The organism is Streptomyces sp. UF-297 (genome assembly GCF_058245575.1).
On sequence record NZ_JBSIBZ010000008.1, the window covers coordinates 1 to 17029 of the forward strand.

At 70.3% G+C, this 17029-nt stretch carries 14 protein-coding genes and 1 pseudogene; 7 read left to right on the top strand and 8 right to left on the bottom strand.

The features are described from left to right. The coding region (locus AC4IJH_RS07065) for an ALF repeat-containing protein (RefSeq protein WP_490850671.1) at positions 1-1162 on the bottom strand (1162 nt) is incomplete at its 3' end. A gap of 434 nt (positions 1163-1596) precedes the next feature. On the opposite strand from AC4IJH_RS07065, the gene AC4IJH_RS07070 reads away from it, so the two are divergent. Further along, positions 1597-2112: a hypothetical protein gene (locus AC4IJH_RS07070; protein ID WP_490850672.1), complete on the top strand. Its 516-nt coding sequence runs from the start codon at positions 1597-1599 to the stop codon at positions 2110-2112. A gap of 26 nt (positions 2113-2138) precedes the next feature. After that, the gene (locus AC4IJH_RS07075; protein ID WP_490850673.1) at positions 2139-3674 is read left to right on the top strand and encodes an FG-GAP-like repeat-containing protein; all 1536 of its coding nucleotides are present in this window, start codon (positions 2139-2141) and stop codon (positions 3672-3674) included. Positions 3675-3774: 100 nt separating this feature from the next. On the opposite strand, the gene AC4IJH_RS07080 is transcribed toward AC4IJH_RS07075, so the two are convergent. Both AC4IJH_RS07080 and AC4IJH_RS07085 read right to left on the bottom strand, forming a co-directional pair. Beyond that, the gene (locus AC4IJH_RS07080; RefSeq protein ID WP_490850674.1) at positions 3775-5577 is read right to left on the bottom strand and encodes a trypsin-like serine peptidase; all 1803 of its coding nucleotides are present in this window, start codon (positions 5575-5577) and stop codon (positions 3775-3777) included. Positions 5578-5701: 124 nt separating this feature from the next. Further along, the gene (locus tag AC4IJH_RS07085; protein ID WP_490850675.1) at positions 5702-7264 is read right to left on the bottom strand and encodes a S1 family peptidase; all 1563 of its coding nucleotides are present in this window, start codon (positions 7262-7264) and stop codon (positions 5702-5704) included. Positions 7265-7768: 504 nt separating this feature from the next. Here AC4IJH_RS07085 and AC4IJH_RS07090 point away from each other — a divergent pair. After that, a complete protein-coding gene (locus AC4IJH_RS07090; RefSeq protein WP_490850676.1) occupies positions 7769-8608 on the top strand; it encodes an ALF repeat-containing protein in 840 nt (279 codons plus the stop codon). Positions 8609-8799: 191 nt separating this feature from the next. Here the strand turns inward: AC4IJH_RS07090 and AC4IJH_RS07095 are convergent, their stop codons facing one another. The 3 genes and pseudogenes from AC4IJH_RS07095 to AC4IJH_RS07105 all read right to left on the bottom strand — a co-directional run. Continuing rightward, positions 8800-10434, bottom strand: coding sequence for a hypothetical protein (locus AC4IJH_RS07095; RefSeq protein ID WP_490850677.1), 1635 nt, complete (start codon positions 10432-10434; stop codon positions 8800-8802). A 139-nt stretch (positions 10435-10573) separates the two neighbouring features. Then, positions 10574-10954 (bottom strand): VOC family protein, encoded by a 381-nt coding sequence (locus AC4IJH_RS07100; RefSeq protein WP_490850790.1) that lies wholly within the window; start codon positions 10952-10954, stop codon positions 10574-10576. A gap of 81 nt (positions 10955-11035) precedes the next feature. Then, positions 11036-11842 (bottom strand): annotated as a pseudogene (locus AC4IJH_RS07105) (NmrA family NAD(P)-binding protein); the annotation flags it as partial. 279 nt (positions 11843-12121) lie between these two features. On the opposite strand from AC4IJH_RS07105, the gene AC4IJH_RS07110 reads away from it, so the two are divergent. After that, a complete protein-coding gene (locus tag AC4IJH_RS07110; RefSeq protein WP_490850678.1) occupies positions 12122-12874 on the top strand; it encodes a TetR/AcrR family transcriptional regulator in 753 nt (250 codons plus the stop codon). Positions 12875-13161: 287 nt separating this feature from the next. Here AC4IJH_RS07110 and AC4IJH_RS07115 read toward each other — a convergent pair whose 3' ends face one another. After that, complete coding sequence (locus AC4IJH_RS07115; RefSeq protein WP_490850679.1) at positions 13162-14106, bottom strand: PrsW family intramembrane metalloprotease; 945 nt, start codon at positions 14104-14106, stop codon at positions 13162-13164. Between the two features lie 160 nt (positions 14107-14266). On the opposite strand from AC4IJH_RS07115, the gene AC4IJH_RS07120 reads away from it, so the two are divergent. Then, positions 14267-14722: a tellurite resistance TerB family protein gene (locus AC4IJH_RS07120; RefSeq protein WP_490850791.1), complete on the top strand. Its 456-nt coding sequence runs from the start codon at positions 14267-14269 to the stop codon at positions 14720-14722. Between the two features lie 89 nt (positions 14723-14811). Here the strand turns inward: AC4IJH_RS07120 and AC4IJH_RS07125 are convergent, their stop codons facing one another. Next, positions 14812-15387 carry a TerD family protein gene (locus AC4IJH_RS07125; protein ID WP_490850680.1) on the bottom strand — a complete coding sequence of 192 codons (576 nt, stop codon included), beginning with the start codon at positions 15385-15387 and terminating at the stop codon, positions 14812-14814. A gap of 154 nt (positions 15388-15541) precedes the next feature. Between AC4IJH_RS07125 and AC4IJH_RS07130 the strand changes: the two genes are divergently transcribed. Then, on the top strand, positions 15542-15976 hold the full coding sequence (locus tag AC4IJH_RS07130) for a BlaI/MecI/CopY family transcriptional regulator (protein ID WP_490850681.1): 435 nt from the start codon (positions 15542-15544) through the stop codon (positions 15974-15976). 3 nt (positions 15977-15979) lie between these two features. After that, positions 15980-16939 (top strand): M56 family metallopeptidase, encoded by a 960-nt coding sequence (locus tag AC4IJH_RS07135; RefSeq protein ID WP_490850682.1) that lies wholly within the window; start codon positions 15980-15982, stop codon positions 16937-16939. Positions 16940-17029 lie beyond the last annotated feature (90 nt).

Here is a 17029-nt window from a genome sequence, read left to right on the forward strand (position 1 = left end):
CGTTGCGGGCGGCGCTGGCAGCGGCCGAGCCGGACCGGCCCGCCGCCTCGGACGCGCTCGCCGCCTGGCTGGCCGCGGCCGCAGCGGTACGGGCACCCGCCGCCGCGTTACGGGCCTGCTCGGCTGCCTTGCGCGCCGCCGCGGCCTGACCCGCGTCCGACATCGCGGCATTCGCCGCCTGGTAGGCGCGGGACGCCGCCTGGCCCGCGGCGGCAGCGGCCGCAGCGGCGTTCGAGGCGGCGCGCGAGGCCGTACGGGCAGCGGCCACCGCATTGTTGGAGGCGCGGATCGCGGTACGGGCCGCGGCTGCCGCGCCCTCGGCGGCGCGGGCCGCCTTCGTGGCGAACCGGCCGGCCTTGTCCGCGTCCGACTTCGCCGCGGCGGTCTCCCGCGCCGCCTCCTCGGCGGCCTTCTTGGCGTTCGCCGCGGCCTTGTCGGCCACCGCGGAGGCCTCCAGCGCCGCGTCGGTCTCCGCCTTGGCCTTCTTGCCCGCCGCGGTGGCGACCTGGGCCAGCTGCGTGACCGTCATCGTCTCCTGGTCACGCGCGCGGGCCAGCTCCTGGCCGCGCTCCAGGAATTCGGCCAGATCGCCCGCGTCCCCGTTCAGGGCGCGCTCGCCGGCCTGCTTCACATTGGGGCCACCGGAGTTCATGACACTCAGTACTTCGTACCGGTTGTCCTCGACGGTGGCCTTGTCCAGTCCCTCCTCAAGGAACTTGTCCAGGACCTCGGGCTTGCCGTCGTCCAGGGCGCGCTGGCCCTCACGGTTGACGGCCTTGCCGCCCGCGTTCATCGCCCGCAGGACGGCGAATCGCCGGTCGTCCTGCAGCGGCTTCTCGTATCCGTCCTTGATGAACTTCAGGACGTCCTCGTCGGAACCCGACAGGGCCTTGTCGGACGCGTCCGCGACGCCCTTTCCGGCGTCCGCCATCGTCTTGAGGATGGTGTAGCGGGCGTCCTCGACCTGGGCCCGGTACAGGGCGCCCCCGAGGAACTTGTTCATATCGGCGGCGGAGCCCGTCAGGGCCTTGGCGGCCTCGCGCTTGGCCGCCGTACCGCCGGTCTTCCACGCCTGAACGGCCTGGCTGCGGGCGTTCTCCGGAAGCGCGTCCTCGCCGGTCTGGGCCGGCAGCGCGTGGGCCACGGTCGTACCGAGAATCACCGCTGCCGTGGTTATCGCGGTGAGGGCGGTGCATCTCTTGGACAGATGTCGCGAACGCCGCGACATACTTGACGGTTTCATGTCAGGCACTTCCCTGCTGGAAACCTCACGCTCACGCGGCGTGAGGTGTGGTCATGAGTCCGGCAAGCATGATCACACGCATAAATCGAAGGTAAGGGGGACTTAAAGGCACCTGCGGACATACGGCCCTCATTGCCCGGGCAGCCGCCAAATTCCTCAATTCCCTTGCCGTGCAGGTCAGTTGAATACATGGAGTCGAAGACTCGGAAATGACGGAATGTCAAATTCCGCTAAAGATGACACTTCCATAACGGCCCATCACGGTTGAGACCGGCCGAGGTTGAGTGATAGTCATTCCAACGGGGCAAAGTTGCCTCATTCAGGCTCTTCACCAAGCGAAACGCGAGTCACCGATGCGGAAGTCCTCACGCCTGCTGGCCGTCGGCCTGGCCGGCAGCACTGTTCTGCTCACGGGATTGGCCGGTGCGGCGAATGCCGACGCCCCCCGTACCACCCAGGCCGCGGACGCAGCCCCGGCGGACGGACAACCCCCCATCGCCGTCGAGGACTTCGCGTACCCGAACGCGGACAAGATCCTCAAGGAGAAGAACCTGAAGCTCATCCGCGGGGACGGTCACATAGTCCTCGCCGAGTGCGGCAGCGAGCCCAACCTCCTGAAGTTCATCGCGCGCGACCGCCCGGACTTCTGCTTCAAGGTCACCGGGGACAGCGGCTACCTCTCCCTGGAGGTGCCTTCGGTCGGTGGCGTACAGAGCAACGACTACAAGGCCACGGTCAACATGAAGGTCGCGGACACGGGCGAGAAGAAGTCCTTCGACATTCCCAAGAACAGCTGGAAGGGCATCGGCGAGAACGCCGACCCCGCCGGCCGTGAGCACATGCTGCTCGAAATCATCACCAGCAAGTAGCACAGGAACGAAGGACAGTAGAGATCGTGCTCGGCACACGTCCGCGCGTCACGTGGATCACAGGACTGGCCGCCACCACCGTCGCGGCCGGGCTGCTCACCGCAGTCCCGGCGAACGCCGTGGTGGGTGAGGCCGCCAAGGACGGGGCGCACCCGTTCACCGCACAGCTCGACATCGGCGACGGCAAGCGCAGTTGTACGGGGTCGCTGGTCGACGCGCAGTGGGTCCTGACCGCCGCCAGCTGCTTCGCCGACAGCCCCGTACAGGGCGCCAAGGTGTCCGCCGGGAAGCCGAAGTGGAAGACGACCGCGACCATCGGCCGCGACAACCTCTTCGGCAAGGGCGGCCAGGTGCGCGAGATCACCGAGCTCGCGCCGCGCGCCGACCGCGATCTGGTGATGGCACGGCTGTCCAAGCCGGTCGAGGACATCGCCCCGGTGGCCGTCGCCGCCACCGCGCCCGACGCCGCGTCGGTGCTGCGGGTGGCCGGTTACGGCCGTACCAAGGACGCCTGGGTCCCCGGCCGGCTGCACACCGGCGCGTTCGCCGTGGACGCCGTCTCGGCGACCACGGTGGCCATGACCGGCAAGGACGGCGCGAGCATCTGCAAGGGCGACACCGGCGGCCCGGCCCTGCGCGCGGCGAAGGACGGCGGCTACGAGCTGGCCGCCGTCAACAGCGCCTCGTGGCAGGGCGGTTGCCTCGGCACGGACGAGACGCGCACCGGCGCCGTCTCCACCCGCGTCGACGACGTGCACGGCTGGATCCAGCAGGTCCGGCTGTCGGCGCTGTCCTCCCGCGTCACCGACGTCGTCACCGCCGCCGACTTCAACGGCGACGGGCGCCCGGACGTGGCCGCCGTGCTCGACGACCACAACCTGCACGTCTTCTACTCCGGAGCCAACGGCACGCTGGAGTACGGCCGTGAGCTGTGGAAGCACGACGGCAGCTGGGGCCGCAAGCGCGCCATGGCCGCCGGTGACTTCAACGGCGACGGCCTGGCCGACATCGCCGCCGTCAATCTCGACGGCAACCTCGACCTGTACCCGGGCACGAAGAGCGGGAAGCTGGGCTCCCCGCGCTCGATGTGGCGCGACACCTCCTGGAAGACCATTACGCGCTTCGCCCGCTACAAGGCCGACGACTCGGGCCGCGACGGCCTGGTGGCCATCTGGGGCGACGGGTCGCTGTACGCCTACACCACCAACGGCGACGGCGTGCTGTCCGGCTTCAAGCGCCAGGTGTGGCACGACAAGACCTGGTCCAAGAAGCACCTCACCACCGCCGACTTCAACGGCGACGGCCGCGAGGACATCGCCGCCGTCTCCAACACCGGCGGTCTGGGCCTGTACACCGGCAACGCCAAGGGCACGTTCGGGTACGGCAAGGCGATGTGGCCCGACGAGACCTGGGGCAGCTTCCGGGCCGTACTGGGCGGCGACTTCGACGGTGACGGCAAGGCCGACATCGCCGCGATCAACAGCGCCGGGAATCTCTACCTCTACCCCGGCGACGGCAAGGGGTCCCTCGGCACCCGCGTCGCCATGTGGCCCAAGCCCTGACGGACCGCATGCACCGCCACCCGGCCCCCGCCTCCTCCCGGAGAGCGGGGGCCGACCTCATCTGCCGTGTTGCGGCGTTCAGTTGAGGGCCGGATGCCGCCTACCCGTTGGGGTGCGGGACGAGCGTGTGTTCCTGGCCCAGGGAGCGGGTGGTGGTGTCGGCGTTCAGGGCGAGCTTCCCGTCCGACCAGCGCACGACGAGGTCGTTGCTGCGGGCGCCGCCGCCGAAGGCGCCCGCGGCGGTCATGGCGGCGGTGCGCCAGGGGGAGCCCGGCGCGCGGAGCTGGTGTTCGGCCTTGAGGCCGTTGGCGGCGAGGTCCTCGTAGGCGGAGACCTCTCCGTCGTTCCAGCGCACGATCAGGTCCTGGGAGGAGGAGGTGGCGCTGAAGTCGCCGGCGACGATGTCCCGGGCGTAGGGCCAGGTCCGGTTGGCGGCGGTCAGCTGCTTCTCCGTGTGCAGGCCCTTGGCGTCGATGTCGGTGTAGAGGGTGACCTCGCCGTCGGACCAGCGGACCACCAGGTCATCGCTGCGGGTGCCGCCGTCGAAGCGTCCCGCGGTCATGCCGACGGCGTGCTTCCACAGGGCGTTGGGCGCCTTGAGCTGGATCTCGTTGCGGAGCTTGTTCTGCTCGTTGACGTCCTTGTAGAGGGTCAGCTCACCGTCGGACCACCGTACGAGGAGGTCGTCGGTGTCCTCGCCGGCGAAGTTCCCGGCGGTGACGGCCTGAGCGTGCTTCCAGGTGTCGTTGCCCGCGACGAGCTGGATGTCCTTGCCCAGCCCGTACGTCCCGTTGCCGGGGTAGAGGGAGACCTCGCCGTCGGACCAGCGCACGATCAGGTCGCTGGTGCCGTTGCGCACCGAGGAGGAGTGGAAGCGGCCGGCGGCCAGCTGCTTGGTGTGCTGCCACATCGTGGCGTCGCCCAGGGGGTTGCCCGCGTCGGGGGCCTTGTCGTTGACCGCCTGGTCGTAGAGCCGGAAGACATCCTCGTCGAACTGTGAGGTGTAGGAGGTGTGGTCGTAGAGTCCGCCGGTCTTGTAGCCGCCGATGACACCGACGAGATTGCCGCGCGCGCCGTCGAAGTTCTCCAGGAACGGACCGCCGCTGACGCCGGAGCGGAATCCGTCGCACTTGATTTCCATGAACCGGCCCTGGAAGGCCGTGGTGGTGTTGGTGCACCGCAGCGGGGTCTTCTGGCCGCCGGGATAGCCGACGATCGTCACGTCCTCGCGCGAGAGATCCGCGGAGCGCACCGCGGTGAGTTCGTTGCCACGCCCTGTGGCGTCCTCCAGGAGCTGTCCCTGGGAATTGGGGCCGACGCGCAGAAAGGCGAAGTCCACGTCGTCGTTGGGGGTCCGCTGGAGATAGCGGCCGTCGATCCAGACCTTGCCCGGCTTCAGCGGGAAGATCCCGTACGGGGTCTCGCCCGCCTCACCGGCCTTGGTGGCTCCGGCGCGGTAGCCGGGGACGAAGGCGACGTCGCGCAGCGGCTTGTCGCCCTTGAGGCAGTGCGCGGCCGTGATGACCAGGCTCTTGGTCGGCGAGGTGACGGAACTGGCGCTGCAGAACTGGTGGGAGGTGGCCGTGCCGTCGTCGTTGCGGAAGAGGAAGACGCCGACGGTGGCGATGCCGTCGCCCGCCGGGCGGGTCGGCTCCTGCAGCGAGCGCTTGCGGCGCGCGCCCGGTGCCGCCTGCTCGGGTGCCGAATCCGCGGGAACGGCCTCGCGGATGCGCTCCGGCGTCCAATAGCGCTCCGTTTCCCGCGCCTGCTGGATGTCCTGCCGCGTCACACCCGGTGAGGGCTTCGGCTCCTTTTCGCCGGGGGCGGCGATCGCCGGTGTGGACAGTACGAAGGAGGCGCCTATCGCCAGGGTGGCGGCGCGCGTCCATGGTGCTCGTCTCATGACAACTTCCCTGAGTGGGCGTAATGGAAAAGAGGGGAGAGGGAGAAGGCGCAGGTGGCCCGAACCCGAACGGTCCGGCCCGCCGTCGTATCGACGGCGGGCCGGACCAAAGAACCGCTGAGGGTCAGCCGACGAGCTTGATCTCGTTGTGCAGCCCTGCGGCGTCCACGCCCGGGAAGAGGCGGAGCGAGCCGTCCTCCCAGCGCACCAGGACGTCGTTGGGCCGGTCGTTGGCGACAAAGGCGCCGGTGGTGACCACGGTCGCCTGCTGCCAGGGGGACTTGGCCGGACGGATCTGCTTCTCGCCGTGGAATCCGGCGGCGTCCACGCCCGGGTAGATGGTGGTCTCACCGTCGACCCAGCGCACCAGCAGGTCCGCGGTCTTCTTGCCGGTGAATTCACCGGCGCTGATCTGGGTGGCGTATCCCCAGGTCTTGTTCGCCTTCATCAGCGTCTTCTCGCCGCGCAGGGCGTTGGTGTTCAGGTCGGTGTAGAGCGAGACCTCGCCGTCGACCCAGGTCACCAGCAGGTCGTCGCGCTGGGCGTTGCCCGTGAACCGGCCCGCGGTGATCTGCTTGGCGTAGCCCCACGTCTTGTTCTTGGCCGCGGCGAGCTTCTTCTCCCCGTGGAAGCCCTTCTCGTCCACGTGGGTGTACTGCGTCAGCTCGCCGTCGCTCCAGCGCACCACCAGGCCGTCCGAGCCGCCGCCGAAGCTCGCGCCCGTCATCAGCGTGGCGTGCTTCCAGACGCTGCCCGCGGCCGCGAGGCGGTACTCACCGGAGAAGGGGTGCGCGGCGTCCTTGTCGTCCGCGCCGCGGTAGAGGGTGACCTCACCGTCGATCCACTTCACGATCATGTCCATGTGCCGGGTGCCGCCGGCCGAGCCGCCGGTGTAGTACCCGGAGGCGATCAGCTCCGCGTACTTCCACGGCGCCCCGGCGAAGACCGCACGGTAGCGGATCTTCTGCACCCAGTCGCCGACGTTGTCCACGCGGGTGTCGACCGCGCCGCGGCGCTTCTCGTTCGCGTCCGCGCCCAGGCAACCGCCCTGCCAGGAAGCGCTGTTGACGCCGACCAGCTCGACCTTGCCGCCCGCCTCGCGCAGGGCCGGGCCGCCGGTGTCGCCCTTGCAGACGACGGCGTCCGCGTCCTTGCCGCTGATGCCGAGGGAGCCGTCCTGGACGGAGTCGACGGTGAACGCCGCGCCGCGCAGCTTGTCGGGGACCCACTCGGTCTTGGTACGGCCGTAGCCGGCCACCGTCAGCGTCTCGCCCACGGCCGGCGCCGCCGTGGCGATCGCCACCGGGGTGACGCCGCTGACGGGCTTGGCGAGCTTGGCCATGACCAGGTCGCGGCCCTCGTACGGCACCAGCTCGGTGACGTCGGCCACGGTGCCGGCCGCGGTGTTGAGATCCGTACGGCCGATCGTCGCCGTGGTCTTCAGCTTCGGCGCACCCGCGGCAATCCTGAATCCCTGCGCGGGCTGGTCCGCGAAACAGCTGGCGGCGGTCAGCAGCCACTGCTTGTCCACCAGCGCGCCCGAGCAACCGCGCTTGCCGTCGCCGATGTTCAGCTTCGCGGTGAACGCGTACGACCCGTCCTTCACCGCACCGCCCTCGACGGCGGATGCCGGAGAAGCGGCGGTCAGCGCACCGGCCGCCACGGAAACGGCCAGAAGCCCGGTCATCCACGCAGCGCGCGGACGTCTGCTTATCACGTTCTGAATTCCTAACTCACAGTGAGAATCATGCGATTCGGACACTTGCCGTCCGGGGGGTCGCTGAATGAATCGGCGCTCGGCCATCGCGCCCCGCTCGATACGGAATCGACGATTCCGCATACCCCTGGCGCGATTTGCCCTCCCCTACGCGCAATGAGAGGAACCAATCACATGGATTGCGCCACAGGGGATACGAATCGTCAGTAATCAGCCACACCCGCACGGCACCGTTCAACGGCGCCGAACCCTCACGACACGGAAATGGCCATGACATGAAGGGACCTGAATGGCTCTGCGCGCATCTGTACGGTTTCGTCGAGGATGGCTGAAAATCCCCCCTGCCAAAGGCCGAGCTGTCCGGAGTTGAGCCAACTTGTCACGGAAGCGACATCAGACCGTAATGGACATGCACGGCAGCGCGTTGGCGTGTTTCCATCCCCCTTTCGCATCAGAAGGGTTGCCGAGAACACCATGCACAAGAGCCACACCGCCTCCGCAGGCATACGGAAGGTCTTCCGTCGCGGGGTGGTGACCGCTACCGCAGTGGCCGTGGCGGCCGGTATCTCCGCGCCGGTCACCGCTTTCGCCGCACCGTCGAAGGCGGCGGCCGGCATCTCTGCCACCGATCACGCGCGAGTCGGCACCACGGACGACCAGGAGGCGCGCCGCCTCGAATACCTGCGGGAGATCGAGAAGGCCAATGCCGAGCGCCAGGCCCAGTCGGAGAAGTCTCAGGCCCTTCGCACCGTGGGTATTCCCATCACCCCGGAGCTGTTGGCTCTCGGCGACGAGGAGTTCATCCGCGCGGTCATGAAGCACTCCGCTGCCGGGCCGGAGGTCAAGGCGGAGGCTGAACGAGCGCTGGCGGGGGACCGGGACGCCTGGCGGGAGTTCATCGCCAACGGCGTCCGTACGGCCAACAGGCGCGACGTACTCAACGAGGTCAAAGAGGTCCAGGACAAACTCCGCGAGGAGGAGCGGCGCCGTCAGGAGATCCCCGCGCGCAAGCTCGCCGCGGCGCTGTTCGGGATCGTTCCCACCGAGGCCATGCTCGACCTCGGCGACGACACGTTCATCCGCGAACTGCTGCGTCTGACCCCCGACGACCCCCAGAAGGCCGAGCTCCTCGCCGCCGCGCGGCAGGCGGTGAACAGCCAGGACCCGGCGGACTGGAAGCAGTTCATCCACACCGGCGCCGACCAGGCCTACAAGCGCGATTTCGACCTCTTCATGAAGAAGAACGACGATGCCAACCGCGAGCAGGTCCGGCGCCCCCAGACCGCGGCGCAGGAGAGCGGGATGAACCGCTAGCCGGTCGCCGAGGCGCAGAAGGCGCTGGGCGGCAAGCACCGCTTCGGCGCCGAGAAGGAATTCAGCCAGGACGCCACGTGGAGGATCTCCGGGCCGCTCGCGCGCTGATTCCCGCTGCGCCGGGGTGAGTTGCGCGACGGATACGGCGATGCCCCGCCGGAGGATCCTCCGGCGGGGCATCTGCCTTACGGTCAGCGGTTGTTGGTGGTCAGGTTTCCCTCGGCGAGTTTCCATTCGCGGTGGAGAGCGCCGAGGGGGATGCGCTTTTCGAAGAGGGGGGTGCCGAAGATGGAGAGGTGGGCCTTGAGGGTGCCGGTGAGGTCGAGGCCGCCGAAGGCCTTCCAGGAGGCGGTGGCGGAGGCCTTGCCGTCGGTGGCCGCGGTGGCCTCGGCGGTGGCCTCGCCCCTGAGGTAGGGGGCGATGTCGGCGCTGACGCCGGCCATGCCGTACAGGCCGATGCCCGCCTCGGCGCCGAGGGTGGCCTTCGCCTTTCCGGCGGCCGTGGCGGTGGCGCGTACCGGGGTCGAGTGCAGGGTGGAGGTGTTGAGCGGGGTCCAGCCCTTGGCCCAGGAGTAGCTGCCGCCGACGCGGAAGCCGCCCTTGAGGTCCTGGCGGATGTCGACGCTGATCTTGCCGTCGGCCTCCACCGCCAGGTAGCAGGTCAGGTCGAGGTTGACGACGACCGGGACCGGGCCGACCTGGATGACCGGGTCGGCGTGCAGCTTGGCGAACGGCAGGCGCAGCGGCTTGCCGTCGGTGGAGGCGGCTGCCTGGCCCTTGAGCTGCCACTGCGAGGACCAGTCGCCGGACAGCGCGATGCGCGCGCCGCTGGGTGCGGCCGCGTCCTTGGAGCCGCCCTGCGAGCCGGTGCCGTTGTAGGAGAACTCGACCTGCGGGGAGAGCTGTACGAAGCCGGAGACCGAGGCCCCGGCGGAGGCCGGGGCGTCCTTGGCGGTGGCGATGGCGGTGCCGACGTCCAGGCGCAGGCTGCCCAGCGGGAGCTCGGCGCCGTGCGGTCCCACACGGGGCGCGCCGTTCTTGGCCCAGGACAGCTTGACGCCCTTGACCAGCGGATCGACTTGTACGGAGGCCGGGTCGACCGGGACCTTGCCGTCGGCCTTGTCGTCGCCCAGCAGGGCGCTGAGCGTGGCCGGGGCGGTGTTGACCTCGGTGCCCTTGCCCGACTTGCCCAGCACCTGGGTGACCTTGGCCAGTACGCCGTTGGGCGCACCGGGAGCGGGCGCGCTGGCGATGACATCGCCCACGGCCACGGAGGAGTTGGGCGAGGGAGAGGGGGCGGGAGGAGCGGGAGGGGTCGGAGTGATGTCCTTCGGGACGTCCCTCGGGGCGTCCTTCGGGGCGTCCTTCGGGGATCTCTCCGGCGTGGCCTTCGGGGCGGGGACCGTCGGGGCGGGTTTCGGGGCGGCGTGGGCCGGGCCCGTGATGACGGCGCGGCCGCTGCGGCGGTCATAGGAGGCCACGCGCAGGGAGGACTTGTGGGCCTGCGGGGCGGATCCGCCCGCCGGGCGGACGACGGCGGTGGGGATGGCCGCGGCGGGAGCACCGGTGACCGGGAGGCTCCGGGGGCTGCCGGAGGAGGCCCCGCCGGACGGGACCTCCCTGCCCGAACCGCCCTTGCCGTCCGTGCTGTCGGCGTTCGCACCGTCGGAGCCCACGCGGGCCTCCGGAGCGGTGTGGTCACCGGCGGCCGCCGCTGCCGCGCCGGGGTGTTCGGTGTCGGTGGTACGGGTCGCCGAACACCCCGCGGTCAGCAGGGATATGGCGGCGAGTGCAGGTAAAACTGCTCGCTTGGCTGTCTTGCGCAAAGTCGGACCCTTGGGGACGTGCGGTGGGCTGCGCCACACGGCAACGGGACGGAGCACCGCGAGGGCTCACGGTGCTGATCAACGTGGTATCGACGTGATCATGCCATGCGTCAGCCGTTGTCCGCCCCCGTCCGCCTTCTCACATGTCCTGCGGGTACCAGCGCAGTTCGACCGTGTTGCCGTCCGGGTCCTGTACGTACAGCGACTCCGCCTCGCCGCGGGCGCCGTACCGCTTGCCGGGGCCGTCCAGGACCGTGAAGACGCCGGAGTCGACGACCTGCTGCCACTCCAGCGGCTCGACGACCAGACAGATGTGGTCGACATTGGACCCGCCGCGCTCGCCCTCGACGAGGTCGATGATCGTCACCGGGCTCACCCGGACCGAGGGGAAGGGGGCCTTGCCCGCCCGCCACTCCTCCACCCGGACCGGCTCCAGGCCCAGCGGGCCGCAGTAGAAGGCGAGGGCGCGCTCGGCGTCGGCGACGTTGAGGACGAGGTGGTCGAAGGCGATGACACGCATGGGAGTTCCTCCTGGACGATGGGCGGTTGTCGGGCGGAAGGCGTCCGCGTGGTCGGCGGCCCACTCGTGGAGCGTACGGGCCGGGGTCCCGGTGAGCTGCCGCACGGTGTCCAGCACCGGCTGCTCTACCTGCGCCATCTGCTCGTACGCGGCGAACAGGCCGTCGATGTCGGCACTTTGCCAGCCCTCGGCGAGCATGGCGGCGCGCAGTTCCTCCTGCGGGACCTCCTCGAAGCGCACCGGGCGGCCGATCGCCGCGCCGATGGTGCGTACCTGGTCGGTCTGGCTCAGCGCCTCGGGTCCGGTCAGTACGTACCGCTCGCCCACGTGCCCGTCCCGGGTCAGGGCGAGCACCGCGACCGCCGCGATGTCGCGTTCGTCGATCAGCACCCGGACCGCGTCGCCGAACGCCTCGCGCACGACGCCCTCGCGGACCTGCTCGGCCCACTGCAGCAGGGTCGCCGCGAAGCTGCCGCAGCGCAGGAACGTCCAGGGCACGCCGGACTCCTCGATGAGCCGCTCGATGCCGCTGTGGAACCGGTTGATCGGGTCGGCCTGTTCCTCCAGGCCGTCGTCGATCCCGGCGGAGGAGAGGTAGACCACCCGGCGGGGGCCGGCGGCGATCGCGTCGATGACGGCGGGGGCGTCGTCCAGGGTGAGGTAGGGCCAGACCAGGAAGACCGCGGTCACGCCCTCAAGGGCGGGGGTCAGGGTGTCGGGGGTGGTCAAGTCGCCCTGTACGACGTCGACTTCGGGCGGGAGGGCGGCGCGGGACGGGTCGCGGACGAAGGCGCGGACCGGATGGCCCGCCGCCACGAGTTGGTGGACGACGTGCCGTCCGACGTTTCCTGTCGCTCCGATCACCAGGGTCACGTCCGGTGCGGTCATGGAGGCCCCCTCCTTGGCGCGGCGCCCTGCGGGTGTGCGGTGCGCGGCCTTGCGTACGGCGTACTCTGGCGTACATCGTACGCACGCCGATATCCGGTGCAAGGGTTTTTCGGCACGGCCGAGGCGATCCGCTGGAGGGGTGTTCGTGAAACCGCGGGCCGGTGGGGGCTGGTCGCGCCCACGCGGCGGAGCCGCATGCCGGCACAGCCCCGCGCCCCTTACGGGGCCCGGAAGCGCACCGGACGTCGACCGTGCCCGCCGAAAAGAGGAGGACCCGCCATGGCCGCGAACGGCGACCGGCAGAGCGAGATCATTTGGATGCGGCCGCAGCGCGGCAAGCGGGCCGCGCAGGTGCAGTTGGACCGTGAGGGCATCACGGCGGCGGCGCTCGCGGTGGCGGACGCCGAGGGGGTGGCGGCGGTCACCATGCGGCGCGTCGCCGAGCGGCTGGGATGCGGCACGATGTCGCTGTACCGGCACGTGCACACCAAGGACGAACTGCTCGACCTCATGGTCGACGCGGTGACGGGCGAGGGGGAGCGGCCCGAGCGGCCCTCGGGCGACTGGCGGGCCGATCTGGCCGGGCTGGCGCGGGCCAAGCGGGCGGCCGTGCTGCGGCACCCCTGGCTCGCCTCGCTGCGGGCCGGGCGCCCGATGCTCGGCCCCAACTCGGTGGCCGCCACCGAGTTCGCGCTGTCGGCGGTGGCCGGTCTGGGGCTCTCGGCGGACGAGATGGTGCGGGTCATCAACACCCTGCACGCGTTCGTCAGCGGTTTCGTACAGACCGAGCTGGAGGAGCGGACGTGGCGCCGACCGCCGGGCGACACGGCGGAGACCGGCACCGGCCCGTGGCAGGAGCGGATGGTGCCCTATCTCCGGCATCTCATGGACAGCGGGCGGTATCCGATGTTCACGCGCATGGTCAACGAGGCCGAGAGCCACCCGGATCCCGACGCGGCCTTCGAGTGGCAGCTGCAGCGGGTCCTGGACGGGCTCGCCGCGGGGATGCCGGGTGGCAGGGAGGCCGACTAGGACGTATCCGATGTGGAAGTGCGGTCGGTCAGCTGCGAGGGGGGAAGTCCGGCGGAGGGGTTACGCGGGTGGGTTGATCATTCCGATGAGGCCCAGGGCGGTGGTGGCCATCGTGCCCGCCAGGGTCACGGTGGCCAGTCGGCGCCAGCGCAGGGTGAGTTCGAGTCGGTGCATGGGTCCCCCTGTTCGTTCCCGTGTGTCGTGCCGTCCGCTTTCTTCAACTGAGTGTCGGTTACATGGACTTGGCGAGGTTAGGTAACGGCGATTGACGGGGGATGAACGATCGATCAACGCGGCGCCCGTACGCCGCCGCCCCGCTCGGCCCTGGCCAGGGACAGCAGCCAGCCCACCCCGACCAGCGAGACCAGGATCAGGCCGCCGTCGGAGAAGAGCGTGAACAGGTGCTTCTGCTCGTCGGTGGGGGTGGGAATGTAGCCCTGGGCGAAGAGCTGGCGGTCCAGGTCGGTGGTGGTGACCCGGGTGACCAGCCAGATCGCGATGCCGTGCATCGAGTCCCACAGGGCGTGCAGGACCGAGACGCCCAGGTAGGCGCTGATGACGGGTCCGGTGAAGCGGAAGGTGCCCTGGGGCGTACGGAACTTCAGCAGTACGCCGCCCGCGATGGCGGTCCACAGGCCGTGCCCGAAGGGGGCGAGCAGGCCGCGCAGGATCTCGGTCTCCAGCAGGGAGCGCAGATTGAGGCCCTGCATGGTGACCACCGCGTTGAAGGCGTAGCCCGAGCTCTCGAAGGCGGCGAAGCCGAAGCCGACGGCGGCGCCGAGCACCATGCCGGCGCGCAGGCCGTGCAGCTGCCGCCAGCGGCGGATGACGATCATCAGGGCGGCGAGCTTGACCGCCTCCTCGATCAGGCCCACGCCCAGGAACATCCACAGCGAGGGGTGCAGGAGGTAGTACTCCATCACCGAGGCGCCCAGCACGCCCAGCACGCCGCCGACCACGAAGCAGGTCAGCAGGACGTTCAGCCCCAGGTCGCGGCCGTGCTTCTCGTACGCCCACAGGACGAAGACGCCCGGCACCAGGAAGCTGCCGAGCAGGATGAGGGTGGGCAGCAGGGTGGTGTTCTGGGTGGCGTAGGTGACGATCGCCGTCAGGACCCACAGCGCCAGACCGCCCCACAGGCAGCGCTTCCACAGGCCGGGCCGCGCCTCGGGGGCCCGCGGTGGAGGGGGCGGCGGGGCTGACGGTGTGCCGGGTGCGGCGGACTGCTGCATCGGTTCCCTCTCCACGTGTCGGGTTTGCGCAATTTTAGGGCGAATGCCGGATATTGCGCAGGCCGGAGAGCGGAGACGGGTGCGGGTGTCCGCCGTGTTCTACAAGCCTGTAGATTTTGCCTTTGCGTTACTCACCATGCGGTACGACGAGGAGATCCAGATGGCTCTGTGGGACCGGATCAAGGATTCCGCCCAGACGATGCAGTCCCAGCTCATCGCGAAGAAGAACGACCTCAAGAGCGGTGCGTTCCGGGATGCGAGCATGGCGATGTGCGCGCTGGTGGCCGCCGCCGACGGCACGATCGACCCGGCCGAGCGGCAGCGCGTGGCCCAGCTGATCGCCAGCAACGAGGTGCTGCAGAACTTCCCGGCCGAGGACCTGCGCCGCCGCTTCGACGACTACCTGGACAAGCTGACCGCCGACTTCGACTTCGGCAAGGTCAGCGTCATGCAGGACATCGGCAAGGTCAAGAAGAAGCCGACCGAGGCGCGTGCCGTCATCCAGATCGGCATCATCATCGGCGGCGCCGACGGCAACTTCGACAAGGACGAGCGGGCGCTGGTGCGCGAGGCGTGCTTCGCGCTGGACATCTCGCCGGTGGAGTTCGACCTCTAAACGGTCGCCGGTACGGAACGGGCCCGCGGCACAGCGCCGCGGGCCCGTCCCCTTGACGACCGCAGGTCAGACGTTGACGCCGTAGCAGGTCAGACGTTGACGCCGTAGTCCGATGCGATGCCCGCCAGGCCCGAGGCGTAGCCCTGGCCCACCGCGCGGAACTTCCACTCCGCGCCGTGGCGGTACAGCTCGCCGAAGACCATCGCGGTCTCGGTCGAGGCGTCCTCGGACAGGTCGTAGCGGGCCAGCTCGGCGCCGTCCGCGCGGTTGACCACGCGGATGAAGGCGTTGCGGACCTGGCCGAAGCTCTGGCCGCGGCCCTGCGCGTCGTGGATGGAGACCGGGAAGACGATCTTCGTGATCTCGGCGGGGACGCTGGTGAGGGTGACGTTGATGGACTCGTCGTCGCCCTCGCCCTCACCGGTGAGGTTGTCGCCGGTGTGCTCGACCGAGCCGTCCGGGCTGGTGAGGTTGTTGTAGAAGACGAAGTGACGGTCCGAGGCGACCTTGCCGGACTCGGTGCACAGCAGGGCGCTGGCGTCCAGGTCGTAGTCCGCGCCCGTGGTCGTACGGACGTCCCAGCCCAGGCCCACCGTGACGGCGCTCAGGCCCGGCGCCTCCTTGGACAGTGAGACATTGCCGCCCTTGGCGAGCGTGACTCCCATGTGCTTCCTCCCGGTGGATCGGTTCCGCAGTGCCGGAACCTTAAATCTACAGTCGTGTAGAAGTTACGAACGGGACGGGGCGTGCGTTCCCGGCGCGCTCAGTAGGATCGTCGACGCCCCGACCGGGGCGGGGGGCGCGATGGGAGGCGACGGCATGGACGGGAACAGTTCCCGCGCGTTCGGCCACGACCGCGCGCGCCGACGGGGGCAGGGCGAGCTGGAGGCGCAGGTGCTGGCCGCGCTGCACCAGGCCCGCGGCCCGGCCACCGCCGCCTGGGTGCAGGAACGACTCGGCGGCGATCTGGCGTACACGACGGTGATGACGATCCTCTCCCGGCTGCACGCCAAGAAGGCAGTGACCCGCGAGCGCGTCGGGCGGTCCTACGCCTGGACGCCGGCCGCCGACGAAGCGGGCCTGGCCGCGCTGCGCATGCGGCGCGTCCTGGACAGCGAGCAGGACCGGGACGCGGTCCTGACCAGCTTCGTCTCCGCGCTCTCCGAGCACGACGAGGAGCTGCTGCGCTCCCTGCTGGAGCGGGCCCAGGACGCCGCGGGCCCGACACCCCCCGACCGCGGACGCGGGAGCTGAGCCGTGGGCGTCTTCGTCTTCCTGCCGCTGGTCCTGCCGCTGACCGCGCTGCCCATCGCCCGCCTGGCGGGCCACTACCTCCACCCGCGCGGCGCCACCCGCCTGCTCACCGCGCTGGCCGCGGTGCTCGGGCTGTGCAGCACGCTGTGCCTGGCGCTGCTGATGGTGGTGGGCACCGCCCAGCTGCCGGGCAACCCGCTGCCGGACGGCTGGTCGGACCCGGAGGTACGGGCCGCCGTGCCGTACGCGGAGACCGTGGGCGTGGCAGCGATCCTGGCCCTGTTCGGCGTGCTGACGGCCTGCGCCGCCGCGCTGCGCCGCGACTACCGCGTACGGGCCCGTACGCACCGCGCCCTGGAGGTGCTGCCCGGCCGAACGGACCTGGCGGTGCTGCCCGATGACGCCCCGTACGCCTACGCCGTGCCCGCGCTGCGCGGTCTGCCGGGGCGGATCGCGGTCTCGCGCGGGATGCTGCAGAGCCTGGACGGTGACGAGCGGGCCGCGCTGTTCGCGCACGAGCGGGCGCATCTGACGGCGCGGCACCACCGCTTCCTGCTGACCGTACGGCTGGCGGGGTGTGTGAACCCCCTTCTGCTGCCGCTGCGTTCCGCGGTCGCCTTCAGCGCGGAGCGGTGGGCCGACGAGGAGGCCGCGCAGGTGGTGGGCGACCGGCGGCTGACGGCGCGGGCCGTGGGCAAGGCCGCGCTGGTGGCCCGTAAGGCGCCCGCTTCATCCGGTATCGCACACTTCGCGCACTTCGCCGCGCCCGAGCCGGGGCCGGTGCCGCGGCGGGTGGCCGCGCTGCTGGGACCCGTGCCGCCGGCCCGCAGTTGGCCGCCCGCGCTCACGCCCGCGGGGCTGGCCGCGATGCTCGCCACCGCCGGGGTGTGCGCCTCCGCGCTCTCCTCGCTGAACGCCGCGGTGGCGCTCTTCCTCGTACTGAAGACCGCGACTCCGCTGTGAGGTTGCGCGCGGCGCCAGCGATTGTGCCGACAACTCCCGTACAAACCCCCTGAATCCATGGCCTTATAAGAAATTCCGCAGCTTTCTACA

What these genes read in the sequence shown, in the direction of transcription:
- AC4IJH_RS07070 (WP_490850672.1), top strand. Translation starts at nt 1,597, where the DNA reads ATGCGGAAGTCCTCACGCCTGCTGGCCGTCGGCCTGGCCGGCAGCACT.
- AC4IJH_RS07080 (WP_490850674.1), bottom strand. Translation starts at nt 5,577, where the DNA reads ATGAGACGAGCACCATGGACGCGCGCCGCCACCCTGGCGATAGGCGCC.
- AC4IJH_RS07085 (WP_490850675.1), bottom strand. Translation starts at nt 7,264, where the DNA reads ATGACCGGGCTTCTGGCCGTTTCCGTGGCGGCCGGTGCGCTGACCGCC.
- AC4IJH_RS07090 (WP_490850676.1), top strand. Translation starts at nt 7,769, where the DNA reads ATGCACAAGAGCCACACCGCCTCCGCAGGCATACGGAAGGTCTTCCGT.
- AC4IJH_RS07100 (WP_490850790.1), bottom strand. Translation starts at nt 10,954, where the DNA reads ATGCGTGTCATCGCCTTCGACCACCTCGTCCTCAACGTCGCCGACGCC.
- AC4IJH_RS07110 (WP_490850678.1), top strand. Translation starts at nt 12,122, where the DNA reads ATGGCCGCGAACGGCGACCGGCAGAGCGAGATCATTTGGATGCGGCCG.
- AC4IJH_RS07115 (WP_490850679.1), bottom strand. Translation starts at nt 14,106, where the DNA reads ATGCAGCAGTCCGCCGCACCCGGCACACCGTCAGCCCCGCCGCCCCCT.
- AC4IJH_RS07120 (WP_490850791.1), top strand. Translation starts at nt 14,267, where the DNA reads ATGGCTCTGTGGGACCGGATCAAGGATTCCGCCCAGACGATGCAGTCC.
- AC4IJH_RS07125 (WP_490850680.1), bottom strand. Translation starts at nt 15,387, where the DNA reads ATGGGAGTCACGCTCGCCAAGGGCGGCAATGTCTCACTGTCCAAGGAG.
- AC4IJH_RS07130 (WP_490850681.1), top strand. Translation starts at nt 15,542, where the DNA reads ATGGACGGGAACAGTTCCCGCGCGTTCGGCCACGACCGCGCGCGCCGA.